Below are 18,702 nucleotides of genomic sequence, written 5' to 3' on the forward strand. Positions count from 1 at the left end.
GGCAGGTCATTCCGTCACAGCCGGCTCACCCAGATATGCCGCTGAGATTCCGCGGGCGTCGACCCGACGCTACGCCCCGAGTCACGCCGTGAAGCTATGCCGACACCGGACTGCCGATCTGATGCGTTCTCGAATTCGACCCTGAACATTCGACGGAAGGAGCGCCAATTCCGCCCTCCGCTGCAACGAAAACAGACCAGAATCCGTTGGTTTGACAGTCGCTCTGCTCTTAATCACATTCGCACGCCGGCCTGGAAAGGAAGACCAAAGATGAAGAAGCTGATGATCACCGCCCCGCTCGCGCTCGCGCTGGCGAGCTGTCAACAGGCCGGGAACGCGCCGGAAGGCAATGCGGCAGCACACACGGAGAATGCCGGCGCCGCAACGTCCGCGCCGATCACGGCCCCGGCCGGCACCTATACGATCGATCCCGATCATGCCGTGGTGATCGCGCGCATCTCCCACCTCGGCCTGTCGCATTATCCAGTCGAGTTCACCAAGGTTTCGGGCACGCTGACCATCGATCCCGCCAAGCCGCAGGATGCGCAGTTGGAAGCGACCGTGCAGATCGGCTCGCTGCGGACCCCCTACACTTCGGATTATCGCGCAGCCCATCCCAAGGCGAAGGAGGCGAGTTTCGAGGAATCGCTGCTCACCAATGCCGAGTTGTTCGACGCCGCGAAATTCCCGACCGCCAGCTTCAAATCGGAAAAGATCACGCTGACCGGGACCAACACCGCCGATGTCGAGGGCAAGCTGACGCTGCACGGCATCACCAAGCCGGCGACGCTGCGCGCCACCTTCCGCGGCGGGATGGCGGCGGGCGAGATGCACCCGGACATGCCGGCCGCGCTCGGCTTTTCGGCCACCACCACCATCAAGCGTTCGCAGTTCGGAATCACCGCAATGACCGGCATGCTGGGTGAAGACGTTCAGCTCGACATCGAAACGGACCTGCACCTCAAACCGACGAAATAAGCGTGGCGACGGCCGGCAAGCGTTACACCACGGTCGCGATCCTCCTTCACTGGGCGATCGCGATCGGGATCGTCTGGCAGATCCTGCTCGGCTGGTGGATGAGCACGGCGCTGGACGATGCGCAGACCCGCGCACAGGCAGTGGCGGGATTCCAGATCCACAAATCAGTGGGCCTGACGATCCTGGCGCTCAGCCTGGTGCGGCTCGGCTGGCGGCTGTTCCACGCACCGCCCCCGTCCCCGGCGGAGCAGCCGGCATGGGAGCGCTGGGCGGCACGGGCGACGCATTGGGCCTTTTACGCGCTGATGATCGGCCTGCCGCTGTCGGGCTGGGCCTATGCCTCCACCGGCTGGAGCAGCCCGACCTCGAGCCCGCTGGAAGTGCCCACCGTCTATTTCGGGCTGGTGCCGGTGCCGCATTTGCCCGGCCTCGCGACACTTGCCGACGGCGCACGCGCGAGCACCGCCGACCTGCTGCTATGGCTGCACGCCAATATGGCATTGGTCGCGGTCGCGTTGCTCGTGCTGCATGTCGGCGCGGCGCTGAAGCACCAGTTCGTCGATCGCGACGAAGTGCTGGGCCAGATGGTCCCCGGTGTCACGCCACGCGCGATCGCGCTGCCGCCTGCACCGCGGGGTCGGGTCGCGGCGCTGGCGCTGGGTTTTGCAGCGATCGCACTGTTCTTCGTCGGTGCGAGCCTTGCGATCCGCATCGGCGGTACCCCCGACATGGCGGGCGGCGCCCCCGCCCCCGCATCATCTCCGGCCCCCGTCAACTCGGCCGCGCAGGCATGGCTCGCCCTATCCCCCGGCCCGGTATCCGCCAGCCCGGCACCGGCATGGCAGGTCGACCGACAGGCGAGCAGCATCCGCTTCGCGGGAACGCATGCGGACGTCGCCTTCGACGGCGCCTTTGGCGACTGGGCAGCGCTGATCCGCTTCGATCCGGCCAATCCGGCGCAATCGGCGGTGCGTGTGGCAGTCGCCACCGCATCGGCGCGCGACGGCATCCCGCTTCACGACCGGACCCTGCCCCAGGCCGAATGGTTCGATTCCGCGCGTCATCCGATCGCCACCTTCACCGCCACTCAGTTCCGCAAGCTTGGCGGCGACCGGTTCGAGGCGACGGGCGTGCTCGCGATCAAGGGGCGCGACCTGCCAGTCACGCTGCCGTTCGAGCTGAAAGTGCAGGACGGTGTCGCATCGATGAGCGGCGAGATCGTCATCAAGCGGCGCGGCGCCGATCTGGGCCAGAGCTCCGACCCCAGGGCGGAGTGGGTGTCGGAGCAGATCCGGATCCGGATCAAGGTGAAGGCGACACGCAACGGTTGAACCTGTGCGCGCGGGGAGTTGCTCGCCCTGAAGTGAAGGGTGCTCGTCGATCCGGATTCAGCAGGTCATCCTGGCGGCCGCATCAGGCCCGCGCTGACACGGCGGTCGAAAGCCTCCTGCTCCTTTCATAGGATCAGCGCCACCCACGCAACGAAGCTATCGAAGCTTTCCGGCCGGTGAGGAGCGCGTGAAAGCATTCCGGAGCATATTCAAAGGCGATCGGTCGAACGACCACTCGACCGAATTGATCATATTGCGCCGCGACGGCGAACGGAAATCCCATCAAGAATCTGAGATTGCTTACAAAATAATCCATGAATGATTCTATGTCGAACCTGCATTGGGATCATGCCCCCCCTTTACCTAGACAGGCCGGGCCCTCGCATCGCCCGACCAACGGGACGTTTGGCAAGAGGGCATGGGTGGAGAAAAAAATGATCCAGGGGCCGGCTGCGCACAGCAAATTCGACAAGCAATTCAGGATTTCGAGTTCCCTTCTCGTGATAGCGATGCTGGCCGGGCTGGCCGGTCCCGCATATGCGCAGGATGTGCCGGACAATGGCGCCGGCGATCAGGAAGCGGCCGCGGCAAGCGATATCGTCGTGACCGGCTCGCGCATCGGCCGCCCGGTGCTCGACCTCCCGACCCCGGTCGGCGTCGTCAGTTCCGAAACGCTCGAATCGAACAATGCGCAGTTCGACATCGGCCGCGCCCTCGCCCAGCAGCCCGCAATCGGCTTTTCGGGCAGCATGCAGCAGAACCAGCAAGGCGGCGCTTCGGGCTCGCGCGGCGAGACCAGCGGCGGCCTTGCCGTCGTCGATCTGCGCAGCCTCGGTTCGAACCGCACGCTTGTGCTCGTCAACGGCAAGCGCCGGGTTTCGGGCACCACCGACAGTGCGGCGGTCGACCTCAACTCGATCAACCCCAATCTGATCGAACGCGTCGAGATCATCACCGGTGGTGCATCGGCGATCTATGGTTCGGACGCGGTCTCCGGCGTGGTGAACATCCTGCTCAAGGACAATTTCGACGGAGTCCGCCTGTCCTTCAACGGATCGCAGCCCTCACGCGGCCCCGAAGGCTTCACTTTTGGCGGCAGCCTCGTCGCCGGGCATAATTTCGGCGACGGCCGCGGCAACATCACCGTGGCGGCGGACTATGCGAAAGTGAAGGAAATCACGCCGCGCCAGGCCGACATGAAAAACTATGTCGCCATGATCAATCCCGCCGACACGGGCCCCAATGACGGCATTCCCGACCGGATCGTCGTCGCCGGCGGCGAGGCATATCAGTTCTCCGGCTATGGATCGGTGGGTGTGCGCGGTGACACGGCGGGCCTGGGCGCGTTCATTTTCAACGATGACGGCACGCCGCGCGCGGCCCCCATCGCCCGTCTGACCGACGGCAGCCTGTTCGGGAAATTCGACAATTGCGGCCCGGCCTGCTTCCGCTTCGACGACTCGATTTCGCTGGTTCCGGACATCGAGCGCTACAATCTCAACCTGAGCGCGCATTATGACCTGAGCGACACTGTGCGCGCCTATTTCGGCGCCGATTACAACAATACGTCGAGCTATGGCCGAGGGCAGCCCGTGTTGCGGTCGGCATTGCCGATCAACATCGCGCAAAACGCCTACCTCAACCAAAGCTTCCGCCAAAATCTTCTGCAGGCCGGCGCGACGACCCTGCTGCTCGATCGCCTGTTTACCGATGTCGGGCTGCGCTACAGCCAGGTGGATCGCAACAGCCTGTCCTTCGTCGGCGGCTTCAAGGGTGAGCTCGAAACCGGCGTCTCCGATATCCGATACGATATCTACGGCACCTATGGCCGCACCAAGGCGAAGTTCACGGGTTTCAACCGCATGCTGATCCCCAATCTGCGCGCGGCGCTCGATGCCGTGGTCGATCCAGCCACGCAGCAGGTGCGATGCCGGATGGATGTGCCGGCGCTGCAGCCGGTGGGTTATGTGCGGCCCAATATCGTGGGAAGCGCGGCCTGCGCGCCTTTCAATCCGTTCGGTTCGACCGCCAGCTCGCAACAGGCACGGGATTTCGTGCGCGCGACGACGGTGTCCAATGCCTTTGTGCGGCAGACCACCGCGGGCTTCTCGCTTGCCGGAGATTCGAGCAAGTTCCTCACCATGCCGGGCGGCGGGTCGATCGGCATCGCGCTCGGCGCCGAATATCGCAAGGAACGCAACGGCCGGACCACCGATCCGCTGATCAAGGCCGGCGTGACCAACCAGGCGGCGTCGCAGGATTATTCGGGCGGCTATCACGTCACCGAATTCTTCGGCGAATTGAGCGTGCCGATCCTGACCGACATGCCCTTTGCCAAGCTGTTGTCGGTGGAAGGCGCCGTGCGCCATGCGAGCTACAGCCATGCAGGACAGGCAACCTCGTGGAAGGCGGGGGCGATCTGGGAACCGCTCGACGGTTTCCGCCTGCGCGCGACGCTGAGCCGCGCCATTCGTGCGCCCAACATCTTCGAAGCCTTCCGACCGAGCGAGGGGCAGACGACCAATGTCAACGATCCCTGTTCGCAGAACAACCTGGGCAACAATCCCAATCGCGCCGCCAATTGCGCGGCGCTGGGCCGGCCAGCCGGCTTCGTCCCGGTCAATGGCGGGATCGGCGTGCCGTTCATCGTATCGGGTAATCCCAACCTCAAACCCGAAGTGTCGGACAGCTGGACGGCCGGTTTCGTCCTGACCCCGAATTTCCTGCCGGGCCTCCAGATCTCGGCCGACTGGTTCGACATCAAGATCGAGGACGCGATCAGTTTCCTCAGCCCACAGGAAATCGCCGAGAATTGCGTCGATCGCGCTGGCGGCCCGGACAAGGATCTGTGCGCGCTGATCACCCGCGACAAGACGCCCGGAGCGAATTTCTTCAGCATCACCACCGGCAACAGCACCTATGTCAACACGTCGAAGCTGCAGACATCGGGGCTAGACACGCAATTATTCTACGCCCGCCCGCTCGGCGCCGGCCGCATCTCCGCCAATCTGGCATTCACCTATCTGCATCGCCTCCGGACCTTCACCTTTCAGGCGCGCCCGGATCAGTACAATGTGCTCGACGGCTATTTCGGCTATCCCAAATATAAGGGCGTCGTCGGCCTCACCTATTCGGTCGGCGACCTGACGGTCGGCTGGCAGGGCCGTTATCAGTCGAGCCAGAGCCTGACCGATATTTCCCCCGGGATCAGCCGGGAATTGCAGTCGCCGGACCGAACAGGCCCACGTTTCTACAACGACATATCGGCATCGTACCGGCTGCGGATCAGGGGCGGCCAGGAAGCCAAATTCACCTTTGGCGTCAGCAATATCCTCAACGTACGCTTGCCGGTGATGGAATCGGTCCAGGTCATCGATCCGTCCGGGGGCGGTTTCGACCAGTTCGGCCCCGTGATCCGGGCCGGCATCGAACTGAACTTCTGATCCAGGGCCGACGCGGATGAGGTTGATGCCGCACATGCGTGCATGAACCTCATATCGCTTCGATCCAATCGGTGGAGAGCCATTCTCATGTGGAATCATCGTTCGTCCTTCCTGCGCAAGGCAAGCAGCCTGGCGGTTCTCCCCGCCATGCTGGCTGCGGCCCATGCACAGGACGAGACCGGGAAAAAGGTGACCATCTATCGCGGAGCGTTCGGCGTTCCGCACATATTGGCCGATACGTCGGACGCGGTGATGTTCGGCGCAGGCTATGCGATCGCCCATGATCGCCTCGCCGCGATGGAACTGGCGCGGCATGGCACACAGGGCCGCCGCGCCGAGCTATTGGGCAAGTCGGCGATCGAAATCGACAAGGTCATGCGGGGCCGCAGGCTTTCCGATGACGAGTTGATGCGCCGTTATCGGGCATTGGCGCCCGAGCATCAAAAGATGATCCAAGCGATGGTCGACGGCATCAACAAAAGCATCGACGAGGTGAACGCCGATCCCGATCGCAGGACGCCCCTCGAGTTCATCCGCTGGGGCATCCGGCCCACACGCTGGAGCCTTGTCGAATATCTTGCCCTCATCGCCGCGGCGCCGCTCGGACGCGACACGTATGAAATACAGAATCTCAAATTTCTGAAGGAGATGACGGCCCGCTACGGCGAGAAGAAGGCCTGGCAGATCTTCAACGACGTGGTGCCGATCTCCGATCCGGATTCGCCGACGACAATCCCCGCCGGAGAGGACCTCGCCCCTGCCCGGCCGATGCCCGTCCCCGTCCTTGTCCCGGCGCAATTGGCGCCGAACCGCAGCGTGGCGTCTGCCGCGGCCCAGGCCGCACCGGTCGAACCGGCGAAGGGCGCGAGCCGCTGCATGGTCATCGGCCCGAAAAAATCGGCAAGCGGGAAAGTCCTGATGCTGGAGGCCACGGCCGACGGCCCGGAAATCCATTTGCAGGGCGGCGGTTTCGACAATGCGGGTTTCGGCACCACCGGCTGGGGTGTCCCGACGATGGGACGCGGCGCACAGCATGGCTGGCTGCTGGTCTCGGGCAGCAGCGAAGCCGGCACCGTGTTCGCCGAAAAGCTCAACCCCAGGGCCCGCTACGAATATTGGTACAAGGGTGCGTGGAAAAAGATGCTGCACCGGACCGAGACGATCATCGTCAAGGATGCCGCGCCCATCGCGCATGAAGTCGCCTGGACGATCCATGGCCCCGTGATCTCCTGGGACGCCGAAAGCGGCGTCGCCTATTCGCAGCAAATGGGCGTCCATGGCCGGGAACTCGACACATGGGTCGCCTTTGCGGAAATGGGCCGCGCGAAGAGCCTGGCCGAATTCAAGGAAAAGGGCGTCGACCGTCTCGGCTGGAATCTCGGCGCCTGCTATGGCGGCGAAGACGGCACGATCGCCTATTTCGAGGCCGGTGCGCTCCCCAAAAAGGCCGCAGGCGTCGATCCGCGGCTGCCGACGCCGGGGACGGGCGAATATGACTGGACCGGTTTCCTGACCCCGGACGAAAAACCCCGGACGATCAATCCGCGCCAGGATTATCTCTTTTCATGGAACAGCAAGGCGACGGCCTGGTCGCCCGAAGGCGACAATGCCCGGATCGGCGCGACGTTCCGGACCTGGCTGGGCGACCGGCTAGCCAAGGCGGGCCGCGCGCTGACACTGCTCGACATGCGCGAGTTCAACGGCAAGATATTCAACGCGCTCGGCGCGGTCGATCGCAACCAGGCCGCGCCGGACTTCTTCGCGCCCTATATCCGCAAGGCGATCGAGACGAGCACCGATCCGGAGGTCAGGCGCGCCGGCGAATTGATGCTGAGCTTCGACGGCCTCTATCAGGACCGTGACGCCGACCAGAGATACGACAATCCGGGGCTGACGCTTTACCGGGCCTGGCTGCAGGTCGCGCCACGGACGCTGTTCGGCGACGACATGGGCGACTGGTGGAAGAAGATCGACGACGATCGTTACCTGACCTACCAGACGAGCCTGTTGCTGCGCGCTTTCCAGGGCGGCGATGCCGGCGCGCCCTTGAGCGTCGATTATTTCAACGGGCGCGACCGCACCGCCGTCATGATCGACACGATCAAGGCGGTGATCGCGGAGCTCAAGCCCCGCTTTCCCGGCAAGGATATAGCCGAATGGAAGCAGCCGATCTTCTGGAAATATTTCGACACCAGCCTCGCGACGCCGGAGCGCCCGCCGCTTGCGGAAGACGGCCCGCAGAGCCGCCTGTCGGCCGTGCTCCGGCTCGGCCCCACAATGGCACCGCACAATGGCGGGGAAAGCTGGGTCGGACTGATGGAGGTCGGTCGCGACCGGCGCGCACTTTATTCGGTGATCGATGCGGGCGGCCAGAATCTGTTTATCGATCCCAAAGGCAGGGGCAATCCGCACCTTGCCGACCAGACCATGATGCACGAGACCAATGAGCTGAAAAAGATTCCGCTCAGCCTCGACGAGGTCCGTGCCAGCGCGACATCAACCGAAACCCTGGAATACCGGCCTGCGCCGAGATAGAGGCAAGGGTCGGGACGATAACGGATCGCGCTTGTTAGGAAACCGGGACAGCACTCTGCGCAAGGCGCAGTGCCTCGAGTTGACGATAGGGTTCGGCCAGATGTTCGGCCACCGCAGTGTGGACCGCCGGCGTCGCGGCTTGCTGTTTGCGTTCGATGTCGCGGCTGAACGCCTGCGCCGGCGCCTTGGCATCCTTCCCACTGGCCCCTCGCAGCGCCGCGCGGGCCTCGTCATCGGGGTCGATCCCGAAATGCGGCAGGATCTGCGCCTCCACCGCGCCCGGCAGCGCGTCGTAATTGATCAGCAGTCCCCCGCCGAGCGCCTGATGTTCGATCGCCGCTTCCGAAATGCGGCGCAGCACGCGTGCGGTATATTCCTCGACCGGCATGGTTTCGCCATCGACGATCCCGAAGGTTTCGGCGAGGCCGCCGGCGATGGTCTGGATACCCCTCATGCGCATATGCGATACCAGGATCTCGATAGGGTCACGATAGAGGAAGACCCATGGCGTGTCGGGAAAGGCACGCCGTAACAGCGGCAATGCCAGCATATGCCAGCAGTCGAGCTTGACGACATAATGTCGCGATCCGCCGGTCCGATCGCGGCCAAGCGCCCCTATCATCGCCCGCACGAGATCAACGCGAAACTCGGCCGGCAGATCGGCGCGCATGCGGGCCCATTGGATCACATCATCGAGCGGGGGCGGCTCCGACACGACAATGGCGTCGTCCATCGCCGCCAGCATCTGCGCGACGAGCGTCGAGCCGCAGCGCGACAGATGAAACACGAAGCCGTCCGGAACGGCGAGGCCCTCTGCCGGCACGCCCTGTGCGAAGCCGGACAGTGACGTGCGACAGCGCATCAGCCGGTTGATCGGCAGCGGCCGCGCGCGGAACAGCGACTCCATGAAGAACGGATCGGTCAGGCGCCGGCCGGCAAGATGCACCCAGTCCACCGCCATCTCCGGCCCGGCCGCAACCATCGCCGAGGGCAGCCATTGCGGATCGGGCCAGGCAGTCCCGCGCGGCGGCGTCGCGTCGAACCGCGCCAGGCCGAGGGGGTCGGGCATCAATGCACTGCGGACATCGCCGGTCGAAAGCGTTATGCCCTGCGCCATGGCGGCCTCGACGACGGCCGCGGCGAAGACGGCGTCGTCATAAATCTGGGCAAGGCGCTGGAGCAGCGCGGCATCGCCCATCGCATAGTCGCGAAACCGGTCGAGCGAAGCGGCGACGTCACGGATATCGGTGCTGGCTGACATGGATCGTGAACGCCGTCTTTCCAACCGCCCCCGCGGCCGATAGTCTGGCCGGATATCGGGGCATCGACCCCGGTCAGGGGTGCCCGCCTAACATGCTCATCGTGTCGCAACAATCCGATCACAGCTATGCTGATCGACTGTGCCTGCCGCTGTCATTCGATCCGGCGCGGCTGCGCGAGGATCTCGAACGGCTCGAACGCGACGCATGGACCAGGCATTATGTGCCGCAGAATTACGAGGGCGACTGGAGCGTCCTGCCGTTGCGCTACGCCAAGGGCGAGACCCATCCGGTCAGGATGATCTATGCCGATCCGACCGCGACCGAATTCGTCGACGGGCCCAATCTGACCGCCTCCCCCTATCTCACCGAAGTGTTGGCGGCATTCGACTGCCCGAAGGATGCGGCGCGGCTGATGCGGCTGACCCCGGGGTCGCTGATCAAGGAACATGAGGACCATGACCTTGCCGCCGACTGGGGAAAGGCGCGGATCCACATACCGATCACCACCAACCCCGATGTGGAATTCATGCTCAACGGCATCCCTGTCGCGATGCGTCCCGGCAGCGCCTGGTATCTGCGGCTTTCCGACCCGCATCGCGTCGCCAACCGCGGAACCGAGGACCGTGTCCATCTCGTCATCGACTGCAGGATGAACGACTGGCTCGAACGCATGCTGCGCACCGCCGCCTGAGAGTGTTGAAAATGCGCTGAAGGCGTATTTGGCGATGCCGCCCGCTCATGCTCGAATTTTTCCGACAGACTTCACATCCTGCGCCTGCCCGGAACCGGCTTTCACGCTCGTGCCAAGATGCACGAGGCGGATACCGACCATTGGACCATTGAATTTGAAGATCGCCGCGGCGGTGACCTATCCCATTCGGCAAATAGGACGAGGCCGGGAGAGAAGAATGCAATTCAGCGCATTGGAAAACTCCCCCGGCGAAAAATTTGCCCCCAACGCCGGCACAGCGCGATCGCCTGCAAAGATCGACGAGGCCTTTGTCCGCCGTGCGCTGGAGCACGCCAATCTGAACGTCCTGCGCATCGCGCTCTATCAGCACACCCAGGACCCCGAACTTCACGCGATGACGGTGATCAAACATGCGCGTTCGGGAAGCCCGTTTCTGTTTTCGGTTCTGTCGCCGGAAAACGATGAACTGGTCCGGCAAAAGGCCGTGGCTTACCTCCTAGGCGACCGCACCAAACCTGCGAAAAAACCCGGGAAAGCCGAGGTCGCCCGCCTGATCGAACTCTTTACCGGCGATACACTTCGTCCCTCGGAATATGATTTCGGATGGGAAGAACTTGCGTTCGAGGGTTTTCCACGGGCGGCCCAATGGTCAAATCCGCCATCACCATCGGTCATTGCCGACTATGATGTCACGATCATCGGGGCAGGGTTCAGCGGCCTGATCGCTGCGATCCAGTTGAAGGGGCTGGGAATTCGCTATCGCATCGTCGAGCGGCAGGCAGGGCTTGGCGGCACCTGGTTCCTGAACGACTATCCCGGCGCGCGGGTCGATATCACCAGTTTCCTCTACCAGTTCAAATTCGAGAAAAACTATCCGTGGAAAAGCTATTTCGCGACGCAGGATGAGCTGCGCAACTATGTCGACTATATCGTCGACAAATACGGCCTGCGCGACAAGATTTTGCTGAACACCAAGGTAACGCGCACTGAATGGTCGCCTGGCGAGAACAGGTGGATCCTCCAGATCGAGGGTCCGGACGGCGTACCAGAAACCATCCGCAGCAATTTCGTGATCAGCGCGAGTGGCCTGTTCAGCACGCCAAAGCTGCCAGATATCCCAGGGATTGCCGAATTCAGGGGCAAGATGTTCCACTCGACCGACTGGGATCATAGCTATGATTATGCGGACAAGCGGGTGGCCGTCGTCGGAACCGGTTCGACGGGGTCGCAACTGGTGCGCGGGGTGGCCGACAAGGCGCAATCGCTCGTGATCTACCAGCGGACGCCAAATTGGGTCACCGGCATTCCGGGTTATCGCAACGAGGTCGAGCCGGAGAAGCGCTGGCTGCTCGATAATATGCCCGGCTATGCCCAATGGTACAGCTACAGCCATCATGTGTCACAACTGCAGATGCAGGCTTTCCACCGGATCGACCGCGCGTGGCAGGCCAAGGGCGGGCTCATTAACGAGAAGAACGATCAGCTCCGCGAGGGGCTGAAGAACTTCATTCGCAAACAGGTGGGTGACCGCGACGATCTGTTCGAGAAACTCGTTCCGGACTTCGCGCCGATCTCGCGGCGACTGGTTGTCGACAACGGCTTCTACAAGACCCTGACCCGGCCCAACGTGACGCTCGAAACCAGCGGCATCGCCCGTTTCACCGCAGACGGTATCTTGGATAAAAACGGCGTCGAGCGGGCGTTCGACCTCGTCGTACTGTGCGCCGGTTTCAAGGTGTCGCAATATCTCTGGCCCGTCGACTATGTCGGTCGGGACGGCATCAGGTTGCAGGATAATTGGGCCAGGGACGGTGCGCGCGCGCATATGACCATGACCATGCCGGGCTTTCCCAATTTCTTCATGCTCTACGGCCCCAATGCCGGGGTTCGCGCAGGCAGTTTCCACAGCTGGGTAGAGATCTTCTCACGCTATATCTGCAACCTGATCACGCAGGTCATCGAAACGGGAAGCGGCGCAATCGAAGTCAAACGGCCGGCCTATCAGGCCTATAACGACCGGCTGGATGCCGAGATGCGCGAGATGCTGTGGGAAGAGGAAAAGGGCGGCGGCGGCAGCTACTACGTCAATGAATTCGGACGCTCTGGGGTCAACATGCCTTGGACGTTGCAGGATTTTTACGAAATGGTTCGCGCGCCCGACTTCGGCGAGTTCGACCTGACCAAGGCAGCATAGCATGACCCGGTGGCCGCAGATCGATCCTGCCAGGAAAAAGCGGCTGGAGGAGAGTTTCGTCAAACATGGTGCGCTCGCGCAGCTCCATCGGTGGTGCCAGTTTCGCGAGCCCAGTGCGCACAGCCTCAGATCGCACAGGCTGGATGTCATGCAGGACGGGCGCGTCGCAGTGACGGCTGAACTCGATTGTTACGACGTCGGCGCGCCGCAGGGCGATGCGGTCCGCAGAATGACGGTGCGCTGCGAGGCGGAGATATCTCTGGATGGAGCCCTGCCCCACTTCACCAAAATCGAGATTTCCGAGGGCAAGGACGGCGAAGCCGGCGTATCCGAAGATCCTTTTGTACGTAACCGCCTATTGAGCCTCGTGCACTATTTCACCAGTCTGGTCGAAAACCCGGCCCGCGATCCGGGACCGTTTCGCGAACTGCTCTCCGACACATTCGCTCTGCACTATGTCGAGCCTCCGATCAGCACCTTGGCGATGCTTGACGACTGGGTCACTGGCCGACTGGCATCGGTTGTCGCCAGCAATCACATGATCCACGACGTCTCGTTCGAAACGATCGAAGCCGGCGAATATATCGTCACTGTCGTCATGGAATCGGAGGCGCTCTTTCCCGACGGCAGCGGCATTATCAGCAAGAACCGCCAGTCCTGGAGCATCGTTGACGATGTTTCCGAACGCTTTGCCCGGATCAGGGAGATTCGGATAGAACGAGATGACGTGCACCGCTTCGACCTGCCGGAAACGGACTGAGCATGCGGCGGCGGAGCATCGCATCGCTGGTTCTGCTGCTCCTCTGCATGGCTGGAGCAAGCCGGAGTCAGGTGCGCCGCGAGCCGGGCGACGTCTCAACCGAACGCCTGCTGAACATCGGCGAGGCGCCCGGCGACTGGCTGACGGGCGGCAGGGATTATCAGCAAAGCTATTTTTCGCCGCTGGCGCAGATCGATCGGGACAATGCTGCGCAGCTCGGCTTTGCGTGGCAGTACGAGATCGACACCACCGACGGGTTCGAGGCGACGCCGATCGTCGTGGACGGCGTGATGTACGCCAGCGGCCCCAAGGGCGCGGTCTATGCGCTCGATGCCAGAACCGGCAGCGCGCTGTGGACCTTCACACCGGAAATCGACGACAGCGTCATGCAGAAGCTTTGCTGCGGCGTCGTCAATCGCGGCGTCGCCGTCTGGAAGGGCAAAGTCTACGTCGCATCGCTCGATGGCTATCTTTATGCGCTGAACGCCGCGTCGGGCGCCGTCGCGTGGAAGGTCGACACCATCACAGATCGCCAGCGCGGCTATTCGATCACCGGCGCGCCGCAGGTTGCGGACAGGGTCGTCGTGATCGGCAATGGCGGCGCAGAGCTGGACGCGCGCGGATATTTCACTGCCTACGACCTCGAGACCGGCAAACAGGCCTGGCGCTTCTTCACCGTGCCTGGCGATCCGGCCAAGGGCTTCGAACATCCCGAGCTCGCGATGGCCGCGAAGTCCTGGGATCCGAAGAGTCGCTGGGACGTCGGCCTGGGTGGTACGGCGTGGGATTCGATGGTGTGGGATCCCAGGCTGAACATTCTCTATGTCGGCACCGGGAACGCGGCGCCCTGGTACCGCAAGCTTCGCAGCCCGGTCGGCGGCGACAATCTGTTCCTGTCGTCGATCCTGGCGATCGACCCCGAAAGCGGCCGGCTGCTGTGGCACTATCAGACGACGCCAGCGGAAAGCTGGGATTATACGGCTACGCAGAAGATGGTCCTTGCCGACATCAAGATCGCCGGAAAGGTTCGGCAGGTGTTGATGCAGGCCCCCAAGAACGGCTTCTTCTACGTACTGGACCGCCGGACCGGAGAACTGCTCTCCGCCAAACCCTATGTACCGGTCAATTGGGCGAGCCATGTCGAAATGGCGACGGGCCGACCGGTCGAGACTGGACAGGGCGACTATTCGACCGGGCCGAAGCTTGTCTTCCCCGGAAGCGCCGGAGGACACAATTGGCACCCGATGTCGTTCAGCCCCGACACCGGGCTGGTCTATATCCCCGCTTACAGCTTCCCCATGATCTACACGCTTCCGGTCGGGAAATTCGCTTACCAGAAGGGCGGCGCCAACACCGCGGTTTCAGTCATCTTTCCGACGCCTGGTCCGTTCGGGCTCGACGGTGAAGCAGCCAAGAGCTTGCCTCCGATCGCGGTGCTAGCCGAGGGGCAGCCCGATTATCGAACGCGCGGGTTCCTTCTTGCCTGGGATCCGATCGCCGAAAAAGAAGCCTGGCGGGTCGATACTTCGGGCGCCTGGGCCGGAGATTTTTTTGCGAGCTGGAACGGCGGCGGTGTGATGTCCACCGGCGGAGGGCTCGTATTCCAGGGCCGCAGCACCGGCGAGCTGGCGATCCTCGACGCCGCCTCGGGCAAGCAGCTTGGCGTCGTCGATGTCGGTACCAGCATGATGGCCGCACCCATGACCTACAGGATCGACGGCGAGCAATATGTCGCAATCATGGCGGGCCTCGGCGGCGCGCTCGGCAGGGCAGGCCCGCCCGGAACCGCGGCTTACGAATTCGGCAATCGCGGGCGTATCGTCGCCTTCAAGCTGGGCGGCGGCGCTGTGCCTCAGCGCCCGTTGGCCCGTCATGACGAAGAGATGCTGTCGCCGCCGCCTGTGCCGCGGCGAGGTTCGCCTGCTCAGCACCGCGCGGGCGCGCAGCTGTTCCAGCGGAACTGTGCGGTGTGCCACGCGGCGGCGGGCGGCAAGGTACCGGACCTCTCCAGAATGTCCGCACAAACGCACAAGGATTTCATGGCGATCGTAATGCAGGGCAGCCGCGCCGCGAAGGGCATGGGCAATTTCAGCAGCGTTCTGTCACGGCCCGATGCCGACCTGATCCATATGTTCGCCATAGAACAGCAATGGAAGACTTACGAAGCCGCGCAAACGACGCCGGCACCGCATTCAACCAATTGAGGGAGCCGACACAGTGCCTGACATCCATTCCTCACGCCCGGCCTATGTGGACGCCGATCTTGGCGACCACAATGCCGCGGCGTCGATGCTCTATCGCTGGTGGGGCCTGTTCGAAGCTCCGGAGGGCATGGACATCGCCCCATTTTACGAGGGGCTTTTCGACGAGGATGTTCATATCGATTTACCCGACGGCGGCGTCGACATCACCGGCATCGATGCGGTCAAGGCCACCATGGCGGCCCTGCCGTCCGGCATTCGCAGGTCGCATGCCATCAACGATAACGATATCAAGGTGACCGCTTTGGGTGACGGGTACTACCGGCTTCAGGCGAACTACACCTATCAGCTCGAAACCGACGGAGAGCTTGTGAGCGGCCACAGTCACTGCGACAATATCCTGAAGAAGATCGGCCCCGCGCGCATGGTGCTCACCCGGGTTAGCGGCGGGCTGGGCAAGACGATCGAACGAGCGGAATTCGTCGATAGCTATGTCGAGCACCGGATCAAGGCCGCCCTGATACAGTGGCAGGCCGTCATGGATACGTTGAACGGCGATGCCTCCGGCCTCGAGGAACTGGTCATGCCGCAGCTCGAGTTTCACGGGCTGATCTCCTCCAAGCAGGATCGGAGCGACGGACGAGCCGAGACGGTGACCGACTTCAAGGAAATGAAGGGGATGCTCGCGGGAACCGACGGCACCGAGGATACGGTCATTCGCGGATTCGATGGCGTCAGGGAATGGTTCGCGACGGGGCCTTCGCTGCTCAAATCCAATACCCACCGCTTTGAATCGATCGAGGTCACTCCCCTGCCCGACCAAAGATTCGAAGCGACCGCGCAATTCGGCTGGTATGCGGAAACGCTGAGCGGCGTCCCGATCGAACTGCATCAGCCGCTGACCTGGATCATCGTCGAACAGGGTGAGAAATATATGCGGCTGGAAAAGCTGAAACCGCATGGCTGACATGCACTCGACCGGACAGATCCGATGAGGTTGAAGGACCGCGGTGCCATCGTGACCGGGGGGGCGTCCGGCATCGGGGCTGCGATCGTGCGGCGGTTTATCGCCGAAGGCGCCAAGGCGGTCGTCGTCGATGTGAACGAGGATCTCGGGCGTTCGCTTGCCCAGCAGTTCGGCGAGCAGGATTGCCGCTATGTCCATTGTGACGTCGGCAAGGCCGAGCAGGTCAATGCGATGATCGACGATGCCGACCGATGGCTCTCGGCCGCCGGTGCCGGGGTCGATATACTGATCAACAACGCCGCGATTGGCGGCAACGGAAAAACGCCGGATATGGCCATCGAGACATGGCTGCGGGTGATCGAGGTCGATCTGCATGCGGTATTCTTTGCTTGCCGCCGCGCCATCCCGCTGATGCAGCGAAGGGGGGGCGGGTCGATCGTCAACACCGCGTCCATCTCGGGCATGCGCGGCGATCGGGATTTCTCCCCCTACAGTGCGGCCAAGGCGGCGGTGATCAACTACACCCGCACCCTCGCCCTCGATCACGGGACGGACAATATCCGGATCAACGCGCTGTGCCCCGGTCTGGTCGATACGCCGATGCTGAACGGCGCGCTGGACGCCCTCCCCGCTTTCACCAGGGATTATATGCGCAGCCTGCCGCTGGGACGCGCCGGACGTCCCGAAGAAATTGCCAGCGCAGCACTGTTTCTCGCATCCGACGAGGCGTCCTATGTGACCGGGACGACGCTCGTCGTCGACGGCGGCCGAATGGCCGGCACGGGGCAGCCCAATGTCGAGGATTGGCTGGCCAGCAGGGCCGAACAGCCGGACTGATCGCCGACCGCTCCGCTGACGATCAGTTTACGAATTTGCCCGGCACCCCGTCCAGCAGGATGGTCTTGGTCTCAAGATACGCCATCAAGCCATCCGGCCCGCCCTCACGACCGATACCCGACTGCTTATAGCCGCCGAAGGGCACGCCGAGTTCGAGCTTGATGCCGTTCTGATTCATCGTCCCCGTCCGAACGCGCCGGGAAATCGCATAGGCGGCGTCGGCATCGTGCGTCAGAACCGCGCCGGACAAGCCATATCGGCTGTCATTGGCGATATGAATGGCGTGGTCCTCGTCGTCTGCAGCGATAAGGCAGAGAACCGGGCCGAAGATTTCCTCCTGTGCGATACGCGATCGGTTATCGACATTGGCGAACAAGGTCGGTTCGATGAAATAGCCGCGATTGAGGCGGGATGGACGATTGCCTCCGGTGACCAGGTCGGCGGTCTGTCTGCCGTCAGCGATATAGGCTTCGACCTTTTCGAGCTGCCGCTTCATCGCCACGGGGCCCATCTGCGTTGCCGGATCGTCGCTGTGGCCGATCCGGATCTTCCGCATTTCGCCGGCGATCGCGTCGGCCAGTTCGTCATGGCGCTTTCTCGGGACGATCGCGCGACTGAGCATTGCGCAGATCTGCCCGCTCATCATGCTGATCGTGCCGACGAGCAACGCCGCCACGTCCTGGGTCGCGAAATCGTCGCGCACGATCACCGCCGATTTCCCACCCAGTTCCAGCGTGCAGCGCGCTACCCGTCCGGCACATAGCGAGCCGATATGCTTTCCCGTATCGGTCGATCCAGTGAAACTGACCTTGTCGACATCGACATTGCGCACGAGATGATCAGACGCTGCTCGATTGCCGCAGACGAGATTCAGTACACCGGCGGGAAGACCCGCTGCTTCGGCCGCTTCCGCAATGATATAGGCCTCGAGCGGGGTTTCCGGTGCCGGCTTCATCACCACCGTGCAGCCCGCCAACAAGGCATTGGCGACTTTGGAGATCATGATGATGTAGGGCGCATTCCAAGGCGCGATCGCGGCGACGACGCCAACAGGTTCGCGCCTGACGATCACGCCACCGACCATCTGACCCCGGCGAAAAGTCTCGAATTCGAAACTGTCAGCCATCGACAGCGTGTTGGCAAAGGTCATCGTACCGAGCGTCGTCATGCCCGGCGCATGCGTGGTGAGCCCGCCGACCTGCCGGGTCCATGCCTGCGCCAGTCTCGGTTCCGCCGTCGTCAGATAGTCGACCATCTTGCGCAGCAGGGCCGCGCGTTCGCTCGCCGCCATCCCCGACCAAGGGCCATTGTCGAAGGCGTCCCGGGCGGCCGCCACCGCCCGGTCCATGTCCGCTTCCACCGCTTCGGCGACACTCGCGAATTCTGCTTCGCTGTCGGGGGAGACGATGGCGATCCGGTTGCCGCCCATTGGAAGGACCCACTCGCCGCCGATGAACACATGGCCCGAATGCCTTGCGATTTCCGTGCCGGTCGTCATCACGA

At 63.0% G+C, this 18,702-nt stretch carries 12 protein-coding genes; 10 read left to right on the plus strand and 2 right to left on the minus strand.

Annotated features, from left to right (window positions below; translation table 11 throughout):
* Positions 1-270 precede the first annotated feature (270 nt).
* The 4 genes from AC3WN8_RS01920 (at position 271) to AC3WN8_RS01935 (ending at position 8,287) form a co-directional block, all read left to right on the plus strand.
* Positions 271-978, plus strand: a complete 708-nt coding sequence (locus AC3WN8_RS01920; RefSeq protein WP_492667683.1) for a YceI family protein — start codon at positions 271-273, stop codon at positions 976-978.
* 2 nt (positions 979-980) lie between these two features.
* A complete protein-coding gene (locus AC3WN8_RS01925; protein WP_492667684.1) occupies positions 981-2,309 on the plus strand; it encodes a cytochrome b/b6 domain-containing protein in 1,329 nt (442 codons plus the stop codon).
* Positions 2,310-2,743: 434 nt separating this feature from the next.
* Complete coding sequence (locus AC3WN8_RS01930; RefSeq protein WP_492667685.1) at positions 2,744-5,752, plus strand: TonB-dependent receptor plug domain-containing protein; 3,009 nt, start codon at positions 2,744-2,746, stop codon at positions 5,750-5,752.
* Positions 5,753-5,839: 87 nt separating this feature from the next.
* Positions 5,840-8,287: a penicillin acylase family protein gene (locus tag AC3WN8_RS01935; RefSeq protein WP_492667686.1), complete on the plus strand. Its 2,448-nt coding sequence runs from the start codon at positions 5,840-5,842 to the stop codon at positions 8,285-8,287.
* Positions 8,288-8,321: 34 nt separating this feature from the next.
* On the opposite strand, the gene AC3WN8_RS01940 is transcribed toward AC3WN8_RS01935, so the two are convergent.
* The gene (locus tag AC3WN8_RS01940; RefSeq protein ID WP_492667687.1) at positions 8,322-9,548 is read right to left on the minus strand and encodes a hypothetical protein; all 1,227 of its coding nucleotides are present in this window, start codon (positions 9,546-9,548) and stop codon (positions 8,322-8,324) included.
* A gap of 92 nt (positions 9,549-9,640) precedes the next feature.
* Here AC3WN8_RS01940 and AC3WN8_RS01945 point away from each other — a divergent pair, with 92 nt between their 5' ends.
* Genes AC3WN8_RS01945 through budC form a run of 6 tightly spaced genes read left to right on the plus strand, consistent with a single transcriptional unit; the run spans position 9,641 to position 17,199 of the window.
* The gene (locus tag AC3WN8_RS01945) at positions 9,641-10,240 is read left to right on the plus strand and encodes an aspartyl/asparaginyl beta-hydroxylase domain-containing protein (protein WP_492667688.1); all 600 of its coding nucleotides are present in this window, start codon (positions 9,641-9,643) and stop codon (positions 10,238-10,240) included.
* A 34-nt stretch (positions 10,241-10,274) separates the two neighbouring features.
* Positions 10,275-12,434, plus strand: a complete 2,160-nt coding sequence (locus AC3WN8_RS01950; protein ID WP_492667786.1) for a flavin-containing monooxygenase — start codon at positions 10,275-10,277, stop codon at positions 12,432-12,434.
* A 1-nt stretch (position 12,435) separates the two neighbouring features.
* Positions 12,436-13,194 carry a hypothetical protein gene (locus tag AC3WN8_RS01955; RefSeq protein ID WP_492667689.1) on the plus strand — a complete coding sequence of 253 codons (759 nt, stop codon included), beginning with the start codon at positions 12,436-12,438 and terminating at the stop codon, positions 13,192-13,194.
* Positions 13,195-13,196: 2 nt separating this feature from the next.
* Complete coding sequence (locus tag AC3WN8_RS01960; RefSeq protein ID WP_492667690.1) at positions 13,197-15,398, plus strand: PQQ-dependent dehydrogenase, methanol/ethanol family; 2,202 nt, start codon at positions 13,197-13,199, stop codon at positions 15,396-15,398.
* A gap of 13 nt (positions 15,399-15,411) precedes the next feature.
* Positions 15,412-16,362, plus strand: coding sequence for a hypothetical protein (locus AC3WN8_RS01965; protein WP_492667691.1), 951 nt, complete (start codon positions 15,412-15,414; stop codon positions 16,360-16,362).
* Positions 16,363-16,386: 24 nt separating this feature from the next.
* Positions 16,387-17,199, plus strand: a complete 813-nt coding sequence (budC, locus tag AC3WN8_RS01970; RefSeq protein ID WP_492667692.1) for a meso-2,3-butanediol dehydrogenase — start codon at positions 16,387-16,389, stop codon at positions 17,197-17,199.
* Between the two features lie 22 nt (positions 17,200-17,221).
* Here the strand turns inward: budC and AC3WN8_RS01975 are convergent, their stop codons facing one another.
* Positions 17,222-18,697: an aldehyde dehydrogenase gene (locus AC3WN8_RS01975; protein WP_492667693.1), complete on the minus strand. Its 1,476-nt coding sequence runs from the start codon at positions 18,695-18,697 to the stop codon at positions 17,222-17,224.
* Positions 18,698-18,702: the final 5 nt, after the last annotated feature.

Source organism: Sphingobium sp. FW305-3-2-15-F-TSA7 (genome assembly GCF_058787155.1).

Coding starts and splice junctions, on each gene's coding strand:
- AC3WN8_RS01935 (WP_492667686.1), top strand. CDS start 5,840: ATGTGGAATCATCGTTCGTCCTTCCTGCGCAAGGCAAGCAGCCTGGCG.
- AC3WN8_RS01955 (WP_492667689.1), top strand. CDS start 12,436: ATGACCCGGTGGCCGCAGATCGATCCTGCCAGGAAAAAGCGGCTGGAG.
- AC3WN8_RS01930 (WP_492667685.1), top strand. CDS start 2,744: ATGATCCAGGGGCCGGCTGCGCACAGCAAATTCGACAAGCAATTCAGG.
- AC3WN8_RS01975 (WP_492667693.1), bottom strand. CDS start 18,697: ATGACGACCGGCACGGAAATCGCAAGGCATTCGGGCCATGTGTTCATC.
- AC3WN8_RS01960 (WP_492667690.1), top strand. CDS start 13,197: ATGCGGCGGCGGAGCATCGCATCGCTGGTTCTGCTGCTCCTCTGCATG.
- AC3WN8_RS01920 (WP_492667683.1), top strand. CDS start 271: ATGAAGAAGCTGATGATCACCGCCCCGCTCGCGCTCGCGCTGGCGAGC.
- budC (WP_492667692.1), top strand. CDS start 16,387: ATGAGGTTGAAGGACCGCGGTGCCATCGTGACCGGGGGGGCGTCCGGC.
- AC3WN8_RS01950 (WP_492667786.1), top strand. CDS start 10,275: ATGCCGCCCGCTCATGCTCGAATTTTTCCGACAGACTTCACATCCTGC.
- AC3WN8_RS01945 (WP_492667688.1), top strand. CDS start 9,641: ATGCTCATCGTGTCGCAACAATCCGATCACAGCTATGCTGATCGACTG.
- AC3WN8_RS01940 (WP_492667687.1), bottom strand. CDS start 9,548: ATGTCAGCCAGCACCGATATCCGTGACGTCGCCGCTTCGCTCGACCGG.